The organism is Flavobacterium sp. W1B (assembly GCF_047344965.1).
Taxonomy (GTDB): Bacteria; Bacteroidota; Bacteroidia; order Flavobacteriales; family Flavobacteriaceae; genus Flavobacterium.
This window is the reverse complement of record NZ_CP178845.1, coordinates 1,559,292-1,577,314: the sequence shown is the minus strand read 5'-3', so window position 1 is coordinate 1,577,314 and position 18,023 is coordinate 1,559,292. Positions and strand designations below refer to the sequence as shown.

Annotated in this window: 16 protein-coding genes; 11 read left to right on the top strand and 5 right to left on the bottom strand. The window is 35.7% G+C overall.

Going from position 1 to position 18,023, the window contains the following annotated elements; all coding sequences use genetic code 11:
- Window positions 1-98: 98 nt before the first annotated feature.
- The 4 genes from ACMDB5_RS06935 to lysS all read left to right on the top strand — a co-directional run bounded on the left by ACMDB5_RS06935 (window position 99) and on the right by lysS (window position 5,258).
- The gene (locus ACMDB5_RS06935) at window positions 99-848 is read left to right on the top strand and encodes a lipid A phosphoethanolamine transferase (RefSeq protein ID WP_414000280.1); all 750 of its coding nucleotides are present in this window, start codon (window positions 99-101) and stop codon (window positions 846-848) included.
- A 269-nt stretch (window positions 849-1,117) separates the two neighbouring features.
- The gene (locus tag ACMDB5_RS06930) at window positions 1,118-2,350 is read left to right on the top strand and encodes a hypothetical protein (RefSeq protein WP_414000279.1); all 1,233 of its coding nucleotides are present in this window, start codon (window positions 1,118-1,120) and stop codon (window positions 2,348-2,350) included.
- A gap of 14 nt (window positions 2,351-2,364) precedes the next feature.
- Entirely contained in the window at window positions 2,365-3,375 is a 1,011-nt protein-coding gene (locus ACMDB5_RS06925) for a hypothetical protein (protein WP_414000278.1), read from the top strand.
- 179 nt (window positions 3,376-3,554) lie between these two features.
- The gene (lysS, locus tag ACMDB5_RS06920; RefSeq protein WP_414000277.1) at window positions 3,555-5,258 is read left to right on the top strand and encodes a lysine--tRNA ligase; all 1,704 of its coding nucleotides are present in this window, start codon (window positions 3,555-3,557) and stop codon (window positions 5,256-5,258) included.
- A gap of 115 nt (window positions 5,259-5,373) precedes the next feature.
- Here the strand turns inward: lysS and ACMDB5_RS06915 are convergent, their stop codons facing one another.
- Window positions 5,374-7,179: a hypothetical protein gene (locus ACMDB5_RS06915; protein WP_414000276.1), complete on the bottom strand. Its 1,806-nt coding sequence runs from the start codon at window positions 7,177-7,179 to the stop codon at window positions 5,374-5,376.
- Window positions 7,180-7,353: 174 nt separating this feature from the next.
- On the opposite strand from ACMDB5_RS06915, the gene ACMDB5_RS06910 reads away from it, so the two are divergent.
- Entirely contained in the window at window positions 7,354-7,800 is a 447-nt protein-coding gene (locus tag ACMDB5_RS06910) for a hypothetical protein (RefSeq protein ID WP_414000275.1), read from the top strand.
- 49 nt (window positions 7,801-7,849) lie between these two features.
- Here the strand turns inward: ACMDB5_RS06910 and hemL are convergent, their stop codons facing one another.
- From hemL to ACMDB5_RS06890, 4 genes are read right to left on the bottom strand one after another with little or no spacing between them, the layout of a single operon-like run.
- On the bottom strand, window positions 7,850-9,136 hold the full coding sequence (gene hemL, locus ACMDB5_RS06905; RefSeq protein WP_414000274.1) for a glutamate-1-semialdehyde 2,1-aminomutase: 1,287 nt from the start codon (window positions 9,134-9,136) through the stop codon (window positions 7,850-7,852).
- 43 nt (window positions 9,137-9,179) lie between these two features.
- Window positions 9,180-10,055 carry a glucosaminidase domain-containing protein gene (locus ACMDB5_RS06900; protein ID WP_414000273.1) on the bottom strand — a complete coding sequence of 292 codons (876 nt, stop codon included), beginning with the start codon at window positions 10,053-10,055 and terminating at the stop codon, window positions 9,180-9,182.
- Window positions 10,048-10,983 carry a 1-aminocyclopropane-1-carboxylate deaminase/D-cysteine desulfhydrase gene (locus tag ACMDB5_RS06895; RefSeq protein WP_414000272.1) on the bottom strand — a complete coding sequence of 312 codons (936 nt, stop codon included), beginning with the start codon at window positions 10,981-10,983 and terminating at the stop codon, window positions 10,048-10,050. The genes ACMDB5_RS06900 and ACMDB5_RS06895 overlap by 8 nt, the downstream gene beginning before the upstream one ends.
- 19 nt (window positions 10,984-11,002) lie before the next feature.
- The gene (locus ACMDB5_RS06890) at window positions 11,003-11,332 is read right to left on the bottom strand and encodes a hypothetical protein (protein ID WP_414000271.1); all 330 of its coding nucleotides are present in this window, start codon (window positions 11,330-11,332) and stop codon (window positions 11,003-11,005) included.
- Window positions 11,333-11,683: 351 nt separating this feature from the next.
- On the opposite strand from ACMDB5_RS06890, the gene ACMDB5_RS06885 reads away from it, so the two are divergent.
- The 6 genes from ACMDB5_RS06885 to ACMDB5_RS06860 all read left to right on the top strand — a co-directional run bounded on the left by ACMDB5_RS06885 (window position 11,684) and on the right by ACMDB5_RS06860 (window position 17,714).
- Window positions 11,684-11,857 (top strand): DUF5522 domain-containing protein, encoded by a 174-nt coding sequence (locus tag ACMDB5_RS06885; protein ID WP_414000270.1) that lies wholly within the window; start codon window positions 11,684-11,686, stop codon window positions 11,855-11,857.
- A gap of 207 nt (window positions 11,858-12,064) precedes the next feature.
- The gene (locus tag ACMDB5_RS06880; RefSeq protein ID WP_414000269.1) at window positions 12,065-14,047 is read left to right on the top strand and encodes a urocanate hydratase; all 1,983 of its coding nucleotides are present in this window, start codon (window positions 12,065-12,067) and stop codon (window positions 14,045-14,047) included.
- A 49-nt stretch (window positions 14,048-14,096) separates the two neighbouring features.
- Entirely contained in the window at window positions 14,097-14,636 is a 540-nt protein-coding gene (locus tag ACMDB5_RS06875; RefSeq protein WP_414000268.1) for a DUF4136 domain-containing protein, read from the top strand.
- 209 nt (window positions 14,637-14,845) lie between these two features.
- On the top strand, window positions 14,846-16,090 hold the full coding sequence (gene ilvA, locus ACMDB5_RS06870) for a threonine ammonia-lyase IlvA (protein ID WP_414000267.1): 1,245 nt from the start codon (window positions 14,846-14,848) through the stop codon (window positions 16,088-16,090).
- A gap of 59 nt (window positions 16,091-16,149) precedes the next feature.
- A complete protein-coding gene (locus ACMDB5_RS06865) occupies window positions 16,150-16,548 on the top strand; it encodes a group III truncated hemoglobin (RefSeq protein WP_414000266.1) in 399 nt (132 codons plus the stop codon).
- A gap of 35 nt (window positions 16,549-16,583) precedes the next feature.
- Window positions 16,584-17,714 (top strand): esterase-like activity of phytase family protein, encoded by a 1,131-nt coding sequence (locus ACMDB5_RS06860; protein WP_414000265.1) that lies wholly within the window; start codon window positions 16,584-16,586, stop codon window positions 17,712-17,714.
- The last annotated feature ends 309 nt before the right edge of the window (window positions 17,715-18,023 follow it).

Below are 18,023 nucleotides of genomic sequence, written 5' to 3'. Positions count from 1 at the left end.
AACAACAGCATTTTTTTCAAGTTTTTTAATTACCTTTATTCTGCCTTTCAAGTCATTATTATTCTTTTTCGAGCCGAATAAATATAATAGCAGAACTCATGAAAGCAACTGTTTTTTTTGCCTTTGTACTTCTTTTTTTGGCAACTCGAATGAATGCGCAAGAAACAGCTTCTCAAAATATGCTGACAGAACCTCGGTTTAATTTTTACAAAAGAACACTCATTACTTACAATGAATACCTGAATACCAACGCTGGCTTTTTCAACACCACAAACTTCCGACTTCTTTATCCATTTGGAAACAAAGCTCTGAATTTCAGACTTGATTTACCTATAGTCACCTCAAATGTTTCAAACTTAGGAAACCAAACCGGAATTGGCGACATTGATTTCTCCATAGCCTATATTCCGAAATTGAATGATAAAATAGGTTACGCAATTAGGGGAAAAATCATTATTCCAACAGCGACCGAAAGCGCCTTTGGCGGTGGAAAATGGGTTTTTATCGCCTCGGGATTTTTGGGACACTATTGGGATAGCAAAAAAAAATGGTTTTCTATTACGACCTTAGAGCATCAATTTAGCTTTGCAGGACAACAAGCCAGCCCCCCCGTAAATACAATCCTTTTTGAAAATGTCATTTATTATTCTTTTAAAAAAAATTGGATTGGCGCAGATGCCACTATCCGTTATAGTTTTGAGCTCAAAGGCTATCGAAACATTTTCGCAATAGAGTATGGATACAAAATCTCTCCTCGTTTTAATACATACATTCATCCTAGCATTGGTTTTGGATCACAAAAAAGCTACAATAACGGTATTGAAATTGGCACTTTGATTTACTTCTAGTCACATTCAAAAACCAAGGTAAATCAGAAAAAATCTGATAAACGGAGAAGATAAAATAAAAAAAACAAGATCGAAAACCGATTAAATTATTAACTACAAAAACAAAAATCAGCTAAATCATATAAACATCACCTACTCTAACTTGTACTAAAAACTTTATAAATATGAAAAACAATTTTTTGTTTAAAAAAGAAGTGGGGACATTTACACCTTGTAAATTAAAAAACACAATGCCCCCAAAGCTTTTAAAAACAATTTAAACTAACTAAATGCACCAAAAAACAAAAAAATGGCTCTTTATCAATCTACTACTTACCAATTTTCTAGTCCTAATAAGCTGTGACAACGAAACCAAATACACAAGCTACAAGCCTAATTATTTATCAAGCATTGATGCAACAAATTTACCTTTGGAAAATCGACCGATTACTATGTTTGAAGACTCCGAAAGTCCATCAAAAATGTACGACAAAAAAGATCGATGGTTTAGGGTAAATCAGCCGTTACAGATTATTCAAGAAGGGAAAGATTCAATTCAAATATCACTCTATTCTCCCGTTGGTCTTAGCGATGTAAAAATCTACGCTAAGCTGCCCAATTATAACAAACGATTTGTAATCTATCATTTTACAGAAATCCCGGCTTTTCATCGTTCCTCTCACCAAATTCCTTTGGTAGCCGGAAAAAACGACTATTTATTAGAAACAGGCAATACAGTTACAATTGACAAAATTCAAGGTTTTTCATCTGGCGCAATCGAATTTTCAGTAGAATCAAACGATCCTTTATTTGCCAAATTCAAAAAAATAAAATCTTCACATTTGGTTCAATTCCACGATGGATATCATCTGGCAGAACTTGGTAAATTCTTACCAATGAACCCTGTTTTAGCAAAAGAAGCGATCACAATGATCCTCAATTATTCTTATGCCTTAAGCCACCCCATATATTATGATACTTTTATTCATTTTGATCGCTACAAACAGGAACAAGCTGCTAAAGCAGGAACAGCTGTGGTAGGCGCACTCGATTGGCACGGTAATGCCGAAGATGCCAATGGGATTTACGATTATTATACTAAAGCCGAAATAGAAAAAATTTATTGGAATTACCTAGACGGAAGAAATTTATATATGGCAATGGTAGGCGGAGAGGCGGCCTTAGGAGGTGGGCCTTTAGCTTCGCAATGGGAATCTGGCTATGTAACGGGACATTGGACAGGAGGAATGTCAGTTTGGTCACACGAATATTCACATCATATAGGCTTTAGCCACAGTAGCAATTTAGCCAATAGCGGCGAAGGTGGCGGCCAGCAAGAAATGTTTGCTAGTTTTTATCAATATTTAATCCATTTGAACGACCTGCCGTTTACAAATCCAGATATATTGAAAACTTGGTCTAAAACAAATTATCTGACAGCCACTTACAAGAAACCCGTTTTTACAATCAATGCCAAGAATCCATTCTTATTAAAATACAAAGAAACAGGAAAATGGAATTAAGAAATCAAACCAAAATGAACAAAATAGTTTTTTATATACTAATGCTTTGCATATTTACAAATTGCAGCAAGGATTCTTACGAAACAAATACCCCAACAAATTATAATTATTATTATCTTACTGATGAAGCAACAATCACAGCAAGTCAAATTGGAGATGGAACCGGAAAGCTAAACCCAAAAGGAATAGCCATCTCAAACGACAAATTGTACATTTGTAATGGTGATGTACTCGAGGTTTTTAATGCTCAGACTCTGGCTTACATAAAGACAATTACAACTTACACCAAGGGAACCACGACAATTCCACTAACTAAACTTTCTTCTGTAAGTGTTGATAATGGTCGAATTTATCTAGGAAGTGTTGACTCAAGGCTTTTTGTAATTGACGAAAACACAAACATTGGAATTAACACCGTTGGAAACGGACAATGGTGGAATACATTTGTTCACGTATTTGGAGTTGTTGTAAAAGACGGACTGGTATTTGTCAAAGAAAAACAAACCACCATTAAAGTATTTGAAACATCACAAATCACAGATACTAGTAATTGGAATTTAACTCCTATAGCCAAATTAAACAGCTTACAAGGTTTTGACGAAATCTATTCAATGGATGTCGCATCTGGAAATTTAGTTGTAGCCGGAAGAAATGCAAAAGGATATCTGTATTACAATATTGCAGACATCCGTGCCAATGCCACAAATTCGCTTACAACACCTATAATTCCAACAACGTCACCCTTTGCAGATGCCAAACCTCTTGCTATAACTTTTAGTACAGATTGGACTATCACTTCGGAAAACATTGAGAATTCAAATTACCTACGTCTTTATCCCAAAGATGAATTTATTAACAAAACCTACAATCCAAGAATAAACGTTTCTGATATTATGGGTGAAAATTCTTTCGGAACCATTGTCAGTACCGCACAGCTCAATGACAGACTTTTTTTGGCAGATAATACAAACCAAAAAATCAGAATAATAAAACTTAATAAATCCACAATAGCTGAGCAAAAATAAAAAATGTAGTTTTTACTTTAAAGCAGCTTTTCAACACTATAAAGTACAGATTAGACAAAACTTTTCAGCTGTCCAATCTGTATTTTTTTTGAGAAATCATACTCCAAAAAACCTTTAACATTAAACTTTATACTTAAAAACAAAAACTTTATCTTTGCCATCTTAAAAATCAGAACATAATGGCACTATCCGAACAAGAAATCATCCGAAGAGAAAAACTTCAAGCCTTACGCAACCTAGGAATCAATCCTTATCCAGCCAATCTTTTTCCTGTAAATCATACTTCGAAACAGATAAAGGAAACTTTTGAAGAAAGTAAGAAGGTGATTGTTGCTGGTCGTTTGATGAGTGTAAGAGATCAAGGAAAAGCTTGTTTTGCCGAATTGCAAGATAGCGAAGGACGTATTCAATTGTACGTAAACCGCGATGTTTTGTGTGAAGGCGATGATAAAACGTTGTACAATCAGGTTTTCAAGAAATTAACTGACTTGGGTGATTTTATTGGTATCGAAGGAGAATTATTCACTACTAAAGTTGGTGCACAATGTATCCGTGTGGATGGATTTACTTTTTTGAGTAAAACGTTACGTCCGCTTCCTTTACCAAAAGTGGATGAAGACGGAAAAGTTCACGATGCTTTCAACGATGCGGAATTGCGTTACAGAATGCGTTATGTGGATTTAACAGTAAATCAACATGTGAAAGAAACTTTCATCAAGCGTACAAAGTTATTTACTGCAATGCGTGGTTTCTTCAATGATGCTGGATATCTAGAGGTAGAAACTCCTGTTTTACAAGCGATTCCTGGTGGAGCTGCAGCGCGTCCGTTTATCACGCACCACAACTCGCTTGACATTCCGTTATACATGCGTATTGCGAATGAATTGTATTTAAAAAGATTAATCGTAGGTGGTTTTGACGGTGTTTATGAGTTTTCTAAAAATTTCCGTAACGAAGGAATGGACAGAACGCACAACCCCGAATTTACCGCGATGGAAATATATGTAGCATACAAAGACTACAACTGGATGATGGAATTTACAGAATCTTTGTTAGAGCATTGCGCTATTGGCGTGAACGGTACTAGTGAAGCTACTTTTGGTGAACACCAAATTAGTTTCAAAGCGCCTTATGCCCGTGTGACAATGACCGATTCGATCAAACATTTTACTGGTTTTGATATTTCGGGTAAAAACGAAGCTGAACTTTTTGAAGCGGCAAAAGGAATGGGAATTGACGTGGATAACACAATGGGTAAAGGAAAATTAATTGATGAGATTTTTGGCGCTAAATGCGAAGGGAACTACATTCAACCAACATTCATCACAGATTATCCTAAAGAAATGTCGCCTTTGTGTAAAGAACACCGTGACAATCCAGAATTGACAGAACGTTTTGAATTAATGGTTTGTGGTAAAGAAGTAGCCAACGCTTACTCTGAATTAAACGACCCAATTGACCAAAGAGAGCGTTTTGAGGACCAAATGCGTTTAGCTGCAAAAGGAGATGATGAAGCCAACGGAATTATCGATGAGGACTTCTTGAGAGCATTAGAGTATGGAATGCCTCCAACATCTGGTTTAGGAATAGGAATGGATCGTTTGATGATGTTTTTAACAAATAATCCTTCTATCCAAGAAGTGTTGTTATTCCCGCAAATGAGACCAGAGAAAAAACAGGTTCAAGTTGAGCTAGAAGACGACGAGAAATTAATTGTTGCCTTATTACAAACCAACGATAATCAAATGGAATTTGGTTTACTTAAAACCAAATCAGAATTGAGCGGCAAGAAATGGGACAAAGCAATGAAAAACCTTTCTTCTTTAGGAATGACAGAAGTAGTTGTTGTTGGCGAAAGCAAAGCATGCAGATTAAAAGAATAATCTCACTATAATTATATTCAAAAAAAGGAACTCAAACGAGTTCCTTTTTTTTTAGGCAAACAACAAGTTAATAAAATAGTTAAAACGGCTTGAAATTCTCAATCCGATTAACTACTTATGCTAATTCCAATTCAGGAATTTTAACTTCAATCAATTCCTCCTTATAGAAATGCAATAAATATTGCATCTTGGCATTATCAGCCAAAGAAGAACTCGTTGAAACAAACAAATTTTGATAATAACTAATTCCTTCTAATAAATTACCTTTAAACAAATTCCATTTTTTAATTTGACCTGCAGTAATCTCGACAGAAACCGTTGTGATTTCATTCTTTAAATAATCAATATACATTTTCAATTCCTTCACAAACATATTCGGACGATTTGTAGCGGTCAATACCGAAGTATTCCCGTAAATATGCTGCACCATTTTAGACAGAGAAACTTCATGATCAAAATAAGCCATATTGGGCCCAGGACATATAACAACGCCTTGCGCCTGCCCTTTTATTTTCATATTATTTTCTAAATAAGAAGCATTCGCTAAACCTACACAAAGACAGGATTTATCGGTAATTTTATTTTTGGCATTTTGATAAATGACAGCAGACATATTTTCTTTATTTGCCTCCAATTCCTCCAACTTGATGTCCTGATATTTTTTTGAAGCCGTACAAATTCCTTGTGCTCCAAATTCTTTGCTTAACGCCAAAAACTTTTTAGGACAAGAACTTCCAGCTTTATTTTCCTGAATCCTTTTTTGCTTAAGTTTTTCGTTTGTCGTACCTCTCAAGGTATTAAAAGGAATTCCCAAAGGAGAAATAGGGCTCAGATACAGATCTTCTTCTTTGGCTTTCGCCAATAATTCTCGAGTATGTTCATCAACAGAAGTCGCCTCGGGAACCAATAAAAAAGGAGAACCCCAACCCACAGAATCCACTTTATAATGATCTAATAAAAAATCATGTTCTTCTGAAGTTCCAACTCCACCCTGAACGGTAATTTTAAGTTCTAAAGGATTTTCAGGAATGTATTTCCCTTTTTGAGCTAACGATTTAACCATCAAATCGTGAGCCGATTGAATTAATTGCTCCTTTTTCTCTTTAAACTCTTCCAAAATAGGCCCTAATAAATAACCATCGGTAGCAAAAGCGTGTCCTCCACAATTCAAACCGGATTCAATGCGGTATTCCGAAACCCAAAGTCCTTTTTTGGCCAAGAAATTCCCCTGTATCATCGCCGATCTAAAATCACTTACTTTAAGGATAATTTTCTTATTCAGTTGGTTATTTTCATCCGGAAAAAAAACATCAAAATTTTCAAAATAGCTGTATAATCTTGGATTCATCCCCGCAGAAAGCACCACCGAAGAAGTCAGTGTACTGTTAGCAAAACCACGAAGTGAAGCGTGCGCATCATTAAATTCAATAGGCAATTGCTCGCCCTTAATGAAATTGTCCTTATCTACTTTGGTCATGATATTCACATCGATTTCACCCGGAGTCAGATTAGAATCTAGATAATTCATAACTGCTTCCTTGCCTTCTTCCATCAAGTTTTGCAAGCCTTGCTTGATCTCGGATTTGTTTGGCAACATGGCAATATAATTCTCTAATGCCAATTTGCTTTCAGCTAATTCGTTTTTGAAACTCTCGAATTTATCTTTAACAATTTTATCAACCAAGTTCAAATAAGAGGTCACGCGTTCCGCACGATAATCGTGTATCTTCTGCGTAATTTCCTGATAGGGTAAATTAAATTTAGCGCTGTAAAAAGCATTCATCTTTTCAATAAGATCATCATCTATAATCGAAATCACAGAGGATATACCATACTTAGCCACTCGAATAGGACTATCAATAGTGTATGCCAATCCCATTACAGGAATGTGAAAAGTATGTAACGGTTTAGTTGTTGTCATCGTAAATTATTTTTATTCAAATAGTTTACAAATTTCGATAAATCAAACCGTTTAAAACCTGATAATTATCATGCTATTTTATCTGTTGATAGGAGTAAATATTTTTTTTTCACTAACGATTAAACCCTTTTAAAACATTTATGTCTTATAGTCATCACTTTAAAACCACAAATAATGAAAAAATTAATTATCGCGGCATTACTGATTGTTGGAATGACCGCTTCGGCACAAGACCAAAAAGAAAGACCAAAAAGAACCGAAATGGAGAAAATGACTCCGGAACAACGTCAGGAAAGACAACTAAAGAGAATGACTTCTGAATTAGGTCTTAATGAAAAACAGCAGGAACAAATGAAGCAACTTCTAGCCGAACAAGGAGCAAAAAGAGAAAAGCTTATGGAGAAAAGAGAAGCTACAAAAGAAGAAATGAAAGAAAAACGCGAAGCATCAAAAAACAAGATGCAGGACGAAAGAAAAGTAATGGATGATAAAATGAAAGCAATTTTGACTCCGGAACAATTAGAAAAATGGAAAAGCAACCAAGAAAAAATGAGAGAAAGAGCTGGAAACCGAATGAGAGAAAGAATGGATGATAGAACGAAAGATGACATGGAAAATTAAAAAAAAAGCTTCGGAAAATATCCGAAGCTTTTTTTAGTTTATAAAAACATTATAATATTTTCGAGACTTTATCAATGGCTTTTATCGTAAAATCTAAATCATCATAAGAAAGCGCATCGGTGATAAACCAGGTTTCATAAGCCGAAGGCGCGATATAAACTCCTTCGTCTAACAATCCGTGAAAGAACTTCTTAAAGCTTTCGTTATCTCCTTTTGCAGCCGATTGAAAATCAACCACAGGATTGGCATCAAAATGAACCGAAATCATAGATCCAACTCTATTGATAGTATAAACAATCTTATTTGCTTTTAAAACCCTATCGATACCCGCATGCAGATAAGCCGTTTTTTCTTCCAGTCTTTGAAAAATAGCACGGTCATTATCCAAGCTTTGTAACATGGCTAATCCAGCAGCCATAGCCAATGGATTTCCTGATAAAGTTCCTGCCTGATAAACAGGTCCAAGCGGAGCCAAATAATTCATAATTTCTTCGCGAGCTGCAAAAGCACCAACCGGCAATCCACCACCAATTACTTTTCCGAAACAAACAATATCAGCATTGATGTTAAATAATTCTTGAACTCCACCTCTTGCCAAACGGAAACCAGTCATAACCTCATCAAAGATTAACAATATTCCATTATCGGTACAAAGTTGACGCAAACCTTCCAAAAAACCTTCTTTTGGTGGAACACAACCCATATTTCCAGCTACAGGCTCTACGATAATAGCAGCAATCTCGTTCGTATTGGCTTCGATTAATGTTTTTACATTTCCTAAATCATTGTATTGTGCCAACAAAGTATCCTTAGCCGTTCCTTCGGTCACTCCCGGGCTGTTTGGTGATCCAAAAGTAATCGCTCCACTTCCCGCCTGAATCAAAAAAGAATCCGAATGTCCGTGATAGCAACCTGCAAATTTTATTATTTTATCTCTTTTTGTAAATCCACGAGCCAAACGAACGGCACTCATACAAGCCTCGGTACCTGAATTCACGAATCTTATTTTATCAATATTCGGAACCATAGATACAGCCAAAGCTGCAATTTGAGTTTCTAATTCCGTTGGCATTCCGAATGAAGTTCCCAGTTTCGCCTTCTCAATTACGGCTTCTACAACCGGCTCAAAAGCATGGCCTAAAATCATTGGGCCCCATGAATTGATATAATCTATTAAACGATTTCCGTCTTCATCATACAAATAAGCGCCTTTGGCACTTTTAACGAAAATTGGAGTTCCTCCTACTGCTTTGAATGCTCGTACTGGCGAATTTACTCCTCCAGGAATTACTTTTTCTGCTTCAGCAAAAAGCTGACTGCTTCTTTTATATATCATCTTAATTTATGATTTGTACTTTATATTATTCTTTAAGTCTATTTTAATTGACAATAAGCCTTTGTCCTATTGACAGTGTATTATCATTAAGACTGTTTTTATTTTTCAGATCATCCACTAACAAATTAAACTTTTTTGAAATAGAATACAAAGTATCTCCTTTTTGAACTTCATAAAAAGAGCCGTTTCTATTATCAACACTTGCTATTTTGATAGTTTGTTCTTCTCGCTGTATGTATTTCTTTCCTAAGGCCTGGTTGTCATATTGATCTAAACCATAGCGTTCTATATAGGATATTAATTTTTCCGGATATTTAGGATCAGTGGCATAACCCGCTTTTCTTAATCCCGTTGCCCATGCCTTATAATCTTCTTTTGATAAAGAAAACAAACTTGCATACCTGCTTCTTCCTGTCAAAAATAAAGCGTGATCGTCAAAAGATTCCGCTGGATTATTGTATTTTCTAAAACATTCCTGACTAGCATCATCATCATGTTTTACGCTATCACCAACCCAACCTGTATGACACTTTATTCCAAAATGATTGTTGGCATTTTTAGCTAAATCTCCTCTTCCTGCTCCCGATTCTAATATTCCCTGCGCTAAAATTATACTTGCCGGAATACCATATTTTTTCATGTTACCCATAGCGATATCTTTGTATTGAAAGATATAATCCCCAATTACATCGTTAGTAACTGTAGTTCTTGAACTAGATACAATCACTTCGTCTTGACTTTTATTAGAGGTACGTGTGGTTGTTTCTCTTACGGGAGCTTTTGTTTTATTTTTGGTGTTATGAGTCACCGTTTTTTTTCCTTTTCCAGGAATTGGTTTCTTGGTCACAATAGCCGGTTTTGTGGCATTACAACTTAATATGGTCAGAATTACGAGCAGCAGCAGTATTTTTTTAAACATAAATATCTATTATTGGTAATTGTTTATTTTTTAGTTTCAAATTCATTCCTTGAATTCCTTGAATTCCACCGGTGTGAATTAATAAAATCTTCGAATGGGGGCTAAAATAGTCTTTTTGTATTAAATCCATAACGCCAAAAACCATCTTTCCAGTATAAATAGGATCTAAAGGAATCTGATTTACAGCATAAAAACGGTTAATAAACGCAATTAAGTCTTGATTTACTTTGCCGTAACCTCCAAAATGATACGCATTTATTAGCTCCCAATTTTCATTTTGGACAAAAATACGAATTTCATCATTTAAAAAATCCCCTTTTAAGGCAGGAAATCCCAAAACTTTTTGATGTGGCAAAGCGCTGCGTACAATTCCCGAAATTGTTCCAGCGGTTCCCACTGCACAACACACATAATCAAACTCGGCATCTTCTTGGGTTAAAATTTCCTCACAGCCTTTTATCGCTAATTCATTTGTTCCGCCTTCAGGAATAAGATAAAAAGAACCAAACTTTTGCTTCAGATTTTCTAAAAAAGAAATCTCATTTTTTAATCGGTATGCTTCTCTGCTTACAAATTCAAATTGCATCCCACAACTTTCGGCAAATTGCAAGGTTGGGTTTTCTGAAATTTTATCTCGCAATTCATCTCCCCGAATAATTCCTATTGTTTTAAATCCTTGCTCTTTTCCGGCAAAAGCTACTGCGGCAATATGATTAGAATAAGCGCCACCAAAGGTAAGCAGCGTTTTCTCATTGTCCTTTTTCGCTTGCAGTAAATTGTATTTTAGCTTCCTAAACTTATTTCCGGAAACAAAAGGATGGATTAAATCCTCGCGTTTGATATACACGGAAATCGAATTTGGAAATTCTATAACTAACTTTTGATTCAAAATGACTAATTTTTGCGCAAAGGTAAATTTTATATACATAAAAAAACCTAAGCTTATTCTAGTTTAAATATTTAAGAAACCTAAAAAAAGGTCTTTTTTCTAAATAATCAGCTTCCGACTCCTTAGCATAAGCCTCCCGTTCAAAACTGATATTTCGGTAAGCTAAATCTCTGTTTCTAAATTGAACCAATCGAATAAGATACTCCAAAAAATACCATAAAAAAAAAGGCAACACCAACATCTCCAGCTGTTGACGAAGGTGAATTTTTTCGTGATTTATAAAAACCCGATTTTTAATATCCATACGATATTTTATAAACACAAAAGGAAATGCTGTCAATCCGCGATATCCTTTGGGAATTAAATATTTAGATACAATTAGATACATTCATCGTTTTTTTTAGAATAAAACTTAAATTTTAGAAAAAATACAAATAAAATAAAACTCTAAAGAAAGTAAAGCCAATTTATAGTTAAACAAAGCACAATAAACCGATTCGAAGCTTATAAAGCTATAAAATTAAAGTATAATCCTATTTTTTTTAGATAAATTTTTGCAGAATCCAAAAATCTTCAACAAGCTCACAAATTAAATATTCGGCAACATTCGCAAACATTCACTATAAAATCTATAAATTTGTACAACTAGAATCGTTTTTTTAAACAAAAACCTCAATTAATCGAATGTGTTTTCAAATACAAATATTCCAAAAAAACATAAAGAATACGTCAAAATAGAATGGACCAAAATAATGAAAATAAAATAATAGAAGGGGAAGATTTTTATTATACGCCCGAAGGATACAAATGCTTTACGGAAAAATTCCATCTAAAAAGAGGCTATTGCTGCAAAAGTGGCTGCCGCCATTGTCCCTATGGATATGACAAAAAAACGGGAACAAATAGAAAATAGTCAAATCAAAATTAACTGTCTTTAATTAAAACCAAAATGGATATTCGGTTACAGAAATACAGGATAAGGATTCACAAATCTTACCATCGATCGGATATTCGTTATCCCTAGTTATTTGTCAACTTAAATGAGCTTAAAGAATATAATCTGTCTTAAAAAGCTTTTCTAACAAATCAACACTTAACCCAATTAACGAATCAACATTAAATGACTTTTCAAGAACAAATTCAACAAGGAATACCAGCTATATTACCTCAACCCAAACCGTATGAGGCCAACATCAACCACGCCCCAAAACGTAAAGAAATATTATCGGCTGACGAAAAAAAACTGGCGCTTCGCAATGCGCTTCGTTATTTTGAGCCAAAACATCATACCGAATTAATTCCGGAATTCCTGCAAGAATTAGAAACTTATGGCCGTATTTATATGTACCGTTTACGTCCGGATTACGAAATGCGAGCACGCCCAATTAATGAATATCCCGGAAAATCCGAACAAGCAAAAGCGATAATGCTAATGATCCAGAACAATCTAGATTATGCCGTGGCGCAACATCCGCATGAATTGATTACCTATGGCGGAAACGGAGCGGTTTTCCAAAACTGGGCACAATATTTATTGACGATGCAATACTTATCGGAAATGACCGATGAGCAAACATTGACCATGTATTCCGGTCATCCGATGGGATTATTCCCATCACACAAAGAAGCTCCAAGAGTTGTTGTAACCAACGGAATGGTCATCCCAAATTATTCCAAACCGGATGATTGGGAGAAAATGAATGCTTTGGGCGTTTCTCAATACGGACAAATGACGGCCGGAAGTTATATGTATATCGGTCCGCAAGGAATCGTTCACGGAACCACAATCACTGTTTTGAATGGTTTTCGTAAAATAAAACGCAGTCCTGCAGGCAATTTATTCGTGACCTCAGGATTGGGCGGTATGAGCGGTGCGCAACCCAAAGCGGGAAATATTGCGGGCTGCATCACCGTTTGCGCCGAGGTAAATGCAAAAATCACCCATATTCGTCATAGTCAAGGTTGGATAAACGAAGTCATCGAAGATATTGACGAATTGGTAAAAAGAGTTGCTTTGGCGAAAGCCAATAAAGAAACCGTTTCTATCGGGTACTTAGGAAATGTGGTGGATGTTTGGGAAAAATTTGATCAGGAAAATATCCAAATCGATCTGGGTTCAGACCAGACTTCTCTACACAATCCGTGGGCTGGTGGCTATTACCCAGCCGGAATATCTTTTGAAGAGGCCAACGAAATGATGGCCAACAATCCGGATTTATTCAAAGAAAAAGTACAAGAAACATTGCGCAGGCATACCGCCGCTATCAACAAACACACCGCAAAGGAAACCTATTTCTTTGATTACGGAAACGCTTTCTTATTAGAAGCTTCCCGCGCCGGTGCCGATATCATGGCCGAAAACGGAATTGACTTTAAATATCCAAGTTACGTGCAGGATATCATGGGACCTATGTGTTTCGATTATGGTTTTGGGCCTTTCCGTTGGGTTTGTGCCTCAGGGAAACCGGAAGACCTGCAAAAAACGGATGCAATTGCCTGTCAAATTTTGGAAGAAATGGCAAAAACGGCACCTGTTGAAATTCAACAACAAATGCAGGATAATATTCAGTGGATCAAAGGCGCACAGGAAAACAAATTGGTTGTAGGTTCTCAAGCTCGGATTTTATATGCCGATGCTGAAGGTAGGGTAAAAATTGCCGAAGCTTTTAATCAGGCTATTGCCAAAGGCGAAATTGGAACGGTAGTTTTGGGTAGAGATCATCATGATGTTTCTGGAACAGACTCTCCATACAGAGAAACATCTAATATTTACGACGGATCTCGTTTTACGGCAGATATGGCAATCCAAAACGTTATTGGAGACAGCTTCCGTGGAGCTACTTGGGTATCCATTCACAATGGCGGAGGTGTTGGCTGGGGCGAAGTAATAAACGGAGGATTCGGTATGGTTCTTGATGGTTCAAAAGAAGCATCGAGACGTTTAGAATCCATGCTTTTTTGGGATGTTAACAATGGGATTTCCAGAAGAAGTTGGGCACGAAATGAAGGAGCCGTTTTTGCTATAAAAAGAGCCATGGAAACACAACCTTTACTGAAAGTTACCCTACCCAATATAGTTGCAGATAATTTATTGGATTTTTAAAAATTTGACCGTATCTTTAATAAACATTTGAATTTTAAATAATTAAACCATGAAAACAATTAAATTTCTTCCGATATTGTTGCTTTTTATTATTACATCTTGCAGCTCCGTAAGAGTATATTCTGATTATGATAAAAATGCAGATTTTAACCAATACAGAACCTATGCCTTCCATAAAAGAGGTATTGACAGACTTCAAATTTCAGAATTGGACAAAAAAAGAATTCTTCATGCCATAGACAATGAACTAAGCAGAAAAGGAATGACAAAAAGCGAAAACCCGGATTTGCTTATAAACATTCTAACTAAGGAAAGAGAACGTGTAGATGTAAACCAATACAACACTGGCTGGGGATATGGCTGGGGTTGGGGCTGGAATCCTTATTTATGGGGAGGACGCACCTATGTTTCAACATCTACCGAAGGAACTCTTTACATTGATTTAATTGATGCTAGAAAAAAAGAACTTGTTTGGGAAGGTCAGGCCGTGGGCTATCTAACAGAAGACCATTCTAAAAAAGAGAAACAGATCAATGAGTTTGTTGCAAAAATTCTAGAGCAATTCCCTCCTTCAAACGCAAAAAAATAATATTTTTTTATTCAATCTAATCAAATAATCGATACATTTGCGTTTCAAACAAAAAACAATGAAAAATTTAATTAACATTATCACTGCTATTATTATCATTATTATTCAACAATAATGGCGGAGTGTTATATAAATTAGTAAAACAAATACATTTATCAAACCTCCCACATCGGGGGGTTTTTTTATGTTTAAAAAACAAAATACCAATCATGACTATATTCAAACAAGTAGTAGCAGCAAAAAAACAACTGGATGGGGTTGTCTCTCCAACACCATTAACTCAGAACCTAAATCTTTCAGAAGAATTTAAATCAAATATTTTATTAAAAAGAGAAGACCTGCAAATCGTTCGTTCCTATAAAATAAGAGGCGCTTACAATAAAATAAGCACACTAACGGAAGAAGAAAAAGCTCAAGGAGTAGTATGTGCTAGTGCCGGAAATCACGCACAAGGAGTTGCCTATTCTTGTAATCTACTAAAAATAAAAGGCAAAATTTACATGCCAAAAACGACACCGAAACAAAAGGTAAAACAAGTACAATTATTTGGAAAGTCCTTTGTTGAAATTGTACTTACAGGAGACACTTTTGACGATGCTTACGCAAAAGCGGCGCAAGATGCGACAAAAAACAACATCACATTCGTTCATCCTTTTGATGATTTAAAAGTAATTGCGGGACAAGGAACAATAGCATTGGAAATTTTAGAATCTTTCAAAGAACCCATAGACTTTGTGTTTGTCCCTATTGGCGGAGGCGGATTAGCGGCAGGACTTTCGGAAATATTCAAGGAATTGAGTCCTAATACCAAAATCATCGGAGTTGAACCAGAAGGCGCATCTTCTATGAAAACATCTATCGCTAACGGCGTGAACACCCCTTTGGAAACCATTGACAAATTTGTAGACGGCGCCGCTGTAAAACACGTAGGTAACCTAACTTTTGAAATATGCCAAAAAAACTTAGACGATATCGTTTTGGTTCCGGAGGGAAAAGTTTGCACCACCATTTTGCGCTTATACAATGAAGAAGCCATGGTTGTAGAACCAGCCGGCGCATTAACCATTGCCGCTCTGGATTTTTACAAAGACCAAATAAAAGGAAAAAACGTAGTTTGCATCGTAAGCGGAAGCAATAACGACATCGAAAGAACTGCCGAAATAAAGGAACGTTCTTTATTGTACGAAGGACTCATGCATTATTTCATGATTCAATTTCCCCAACGCCCAGGCGCTTTAAAGGAATTTGTAAATGAAATTCTTGGTCCAGATGATGACATTACTTATTTCCAATTCACAAAAAAGAACAGCCGAGAGGTAGGTCCAGCCGTTGTAGGACTAGAACTAAAAAACAAGAATGATATTATGGCTATCAAAAATAAAATGACACATAAAGGATTCGAATTTAAATACCTCAACGAAAAACAGGATTTATTCACTCAATTAATTGGATAAAACAATTTCCCTTTCCCAATTTATGGCCTACCTTTGCGTAGGCTTTTTTATACCCAATTATGACAACCCTTACAGACATAAAAACCTTAGAAGACATCAAATTACTTGTTGACACCTTCTATGCAAAAGTTCAGAAAGACGAGTTTATCGGTCCAATATTTAATGAAAAAATAGGCCACCAATGGCCCGAACATTTAGAAAAAATGTACCGTTTTTGGCAAACTATTTTGCTCGAAGTACATAGTTATTCCGGAAGTCCGTTCCCTCCGCACAAACAATTGCCGGTTGCCAAAGAACATTTTGAGCGTTGGATGGAAATTTTCAGCGAAACGGTAGACAGTTTATTTATTGGTCCAATTGCCGAAGAAGCAAAATTACGCGCCAAAAACATGGCTGAAATGTTCAATTATAAGATTGATTATTTTAGAAATGCAGCAAAAAACAATTCACAAAACTAATTATACATTCTAAAACTAAACATAGGACAATTCTCATGCGTAAACTTCTTTTTGGATTTCTCTCTATACCTATTTTTCTTTCTTGTTCGAATTTAAAACAAGCAAGCGAAACCAATACTGTACCTCGTTTAAAATTTGTCAATTCAATTGAGATTCCTTTCAATCAGCCTTACAAGAACACCAAAATTGGCGGACTTTCCGGTATTGATTACGACAAAAATCAAGACATTTATTACCTAATCAGCGATGAGAGATCACAGGTAGATCCTTCTCGATTCTACACCGCAAAGATTAACCTGAATAACAATCAGATACAAGCCATCGATTTTCAAGATACAAATACCCTGAAAAATCAAGAAGGCAACACTTTCGGCAATTGGTTGAGCATTCCTGAAACCTCAGCAGATCCCGAGGACATTCGATACAACCCAAAAAGCAAATCTTTAATTTGGAGCAGCGAAGGAGCACGTGTACTAACTTCTGACAAGACGGTTTTACAAAATCCGTCGATTACTTTTATGGATTTAAAAGGTAATTATAAAGATAAAATCAAATTGCCTTCCAATCTAGAAATGCAAAAAGAAGACAAAGGCCCCAGAAATAATGGGACACTTGAAAGCATCACATTTGACAAAAATCACAAAAATATTTATACCTGCGTAGAAGAACCTCTTTTTGAAGATGCAGATAAAGCCAGCACAGATAAAGGAGCCTTGATTCGATTCTATAAATTCGATGTTAAAACCAAAAAAAATACGGCCCAATATGCATACCTATTGGATGCAATTGCCAAAGAACCCAATCCTAAAGGTTCCTTTGGCGTAAATGGTGTCGCTGCGATTCAATATTACAAAAAAGACCAATTACTTGTACTGGAACGCTCCTATTCAACCGGAACCCTAGCCTGCACGATAAAAGTATATTTATGCAATTTGAAGAAAGCTACTGACGTAAAAAACCTTGCTTCTTTAAAAAATAAATCTATCGAAGTCGCTTCAAAAAAATTAATCTTGAACATGGACGATTTGGGGATTTTTACTGACAATATCGAAGGACTAACTTTTGGCCCAAAACTGGCAAACGGTCACCAATCGCTGATTTTTGTTTCAGATAACAATTTCTCCGATAAACAGAAAACACAATTATTACTTTTTGAAGTAGAATAAAACTAAAGTTTCAAATCATTAAAAATCCGCAACAGTAATGTTGCGGATTTTTTATTTAAACCCAAAACATCCGCTTTAATTATCCTTCAGACAAAAGAAAAATCCTTTTCTATAAGATTTCTTCTTTAAATGAATTTAAACTTCTCATCCAATATTCGACTCCCCTAGCCCCGATTACAATGAAAAGCTTTTTGCAAAAACCGTTTTAGTTTTTCTGGTTTACAAAAAGCGACCGAAGGAAGCTCTTTTATAAACTTTAGAAAAACAAACGACGCTGCAAAAACTTGTAATGAAAAGCGGGAAATAGCT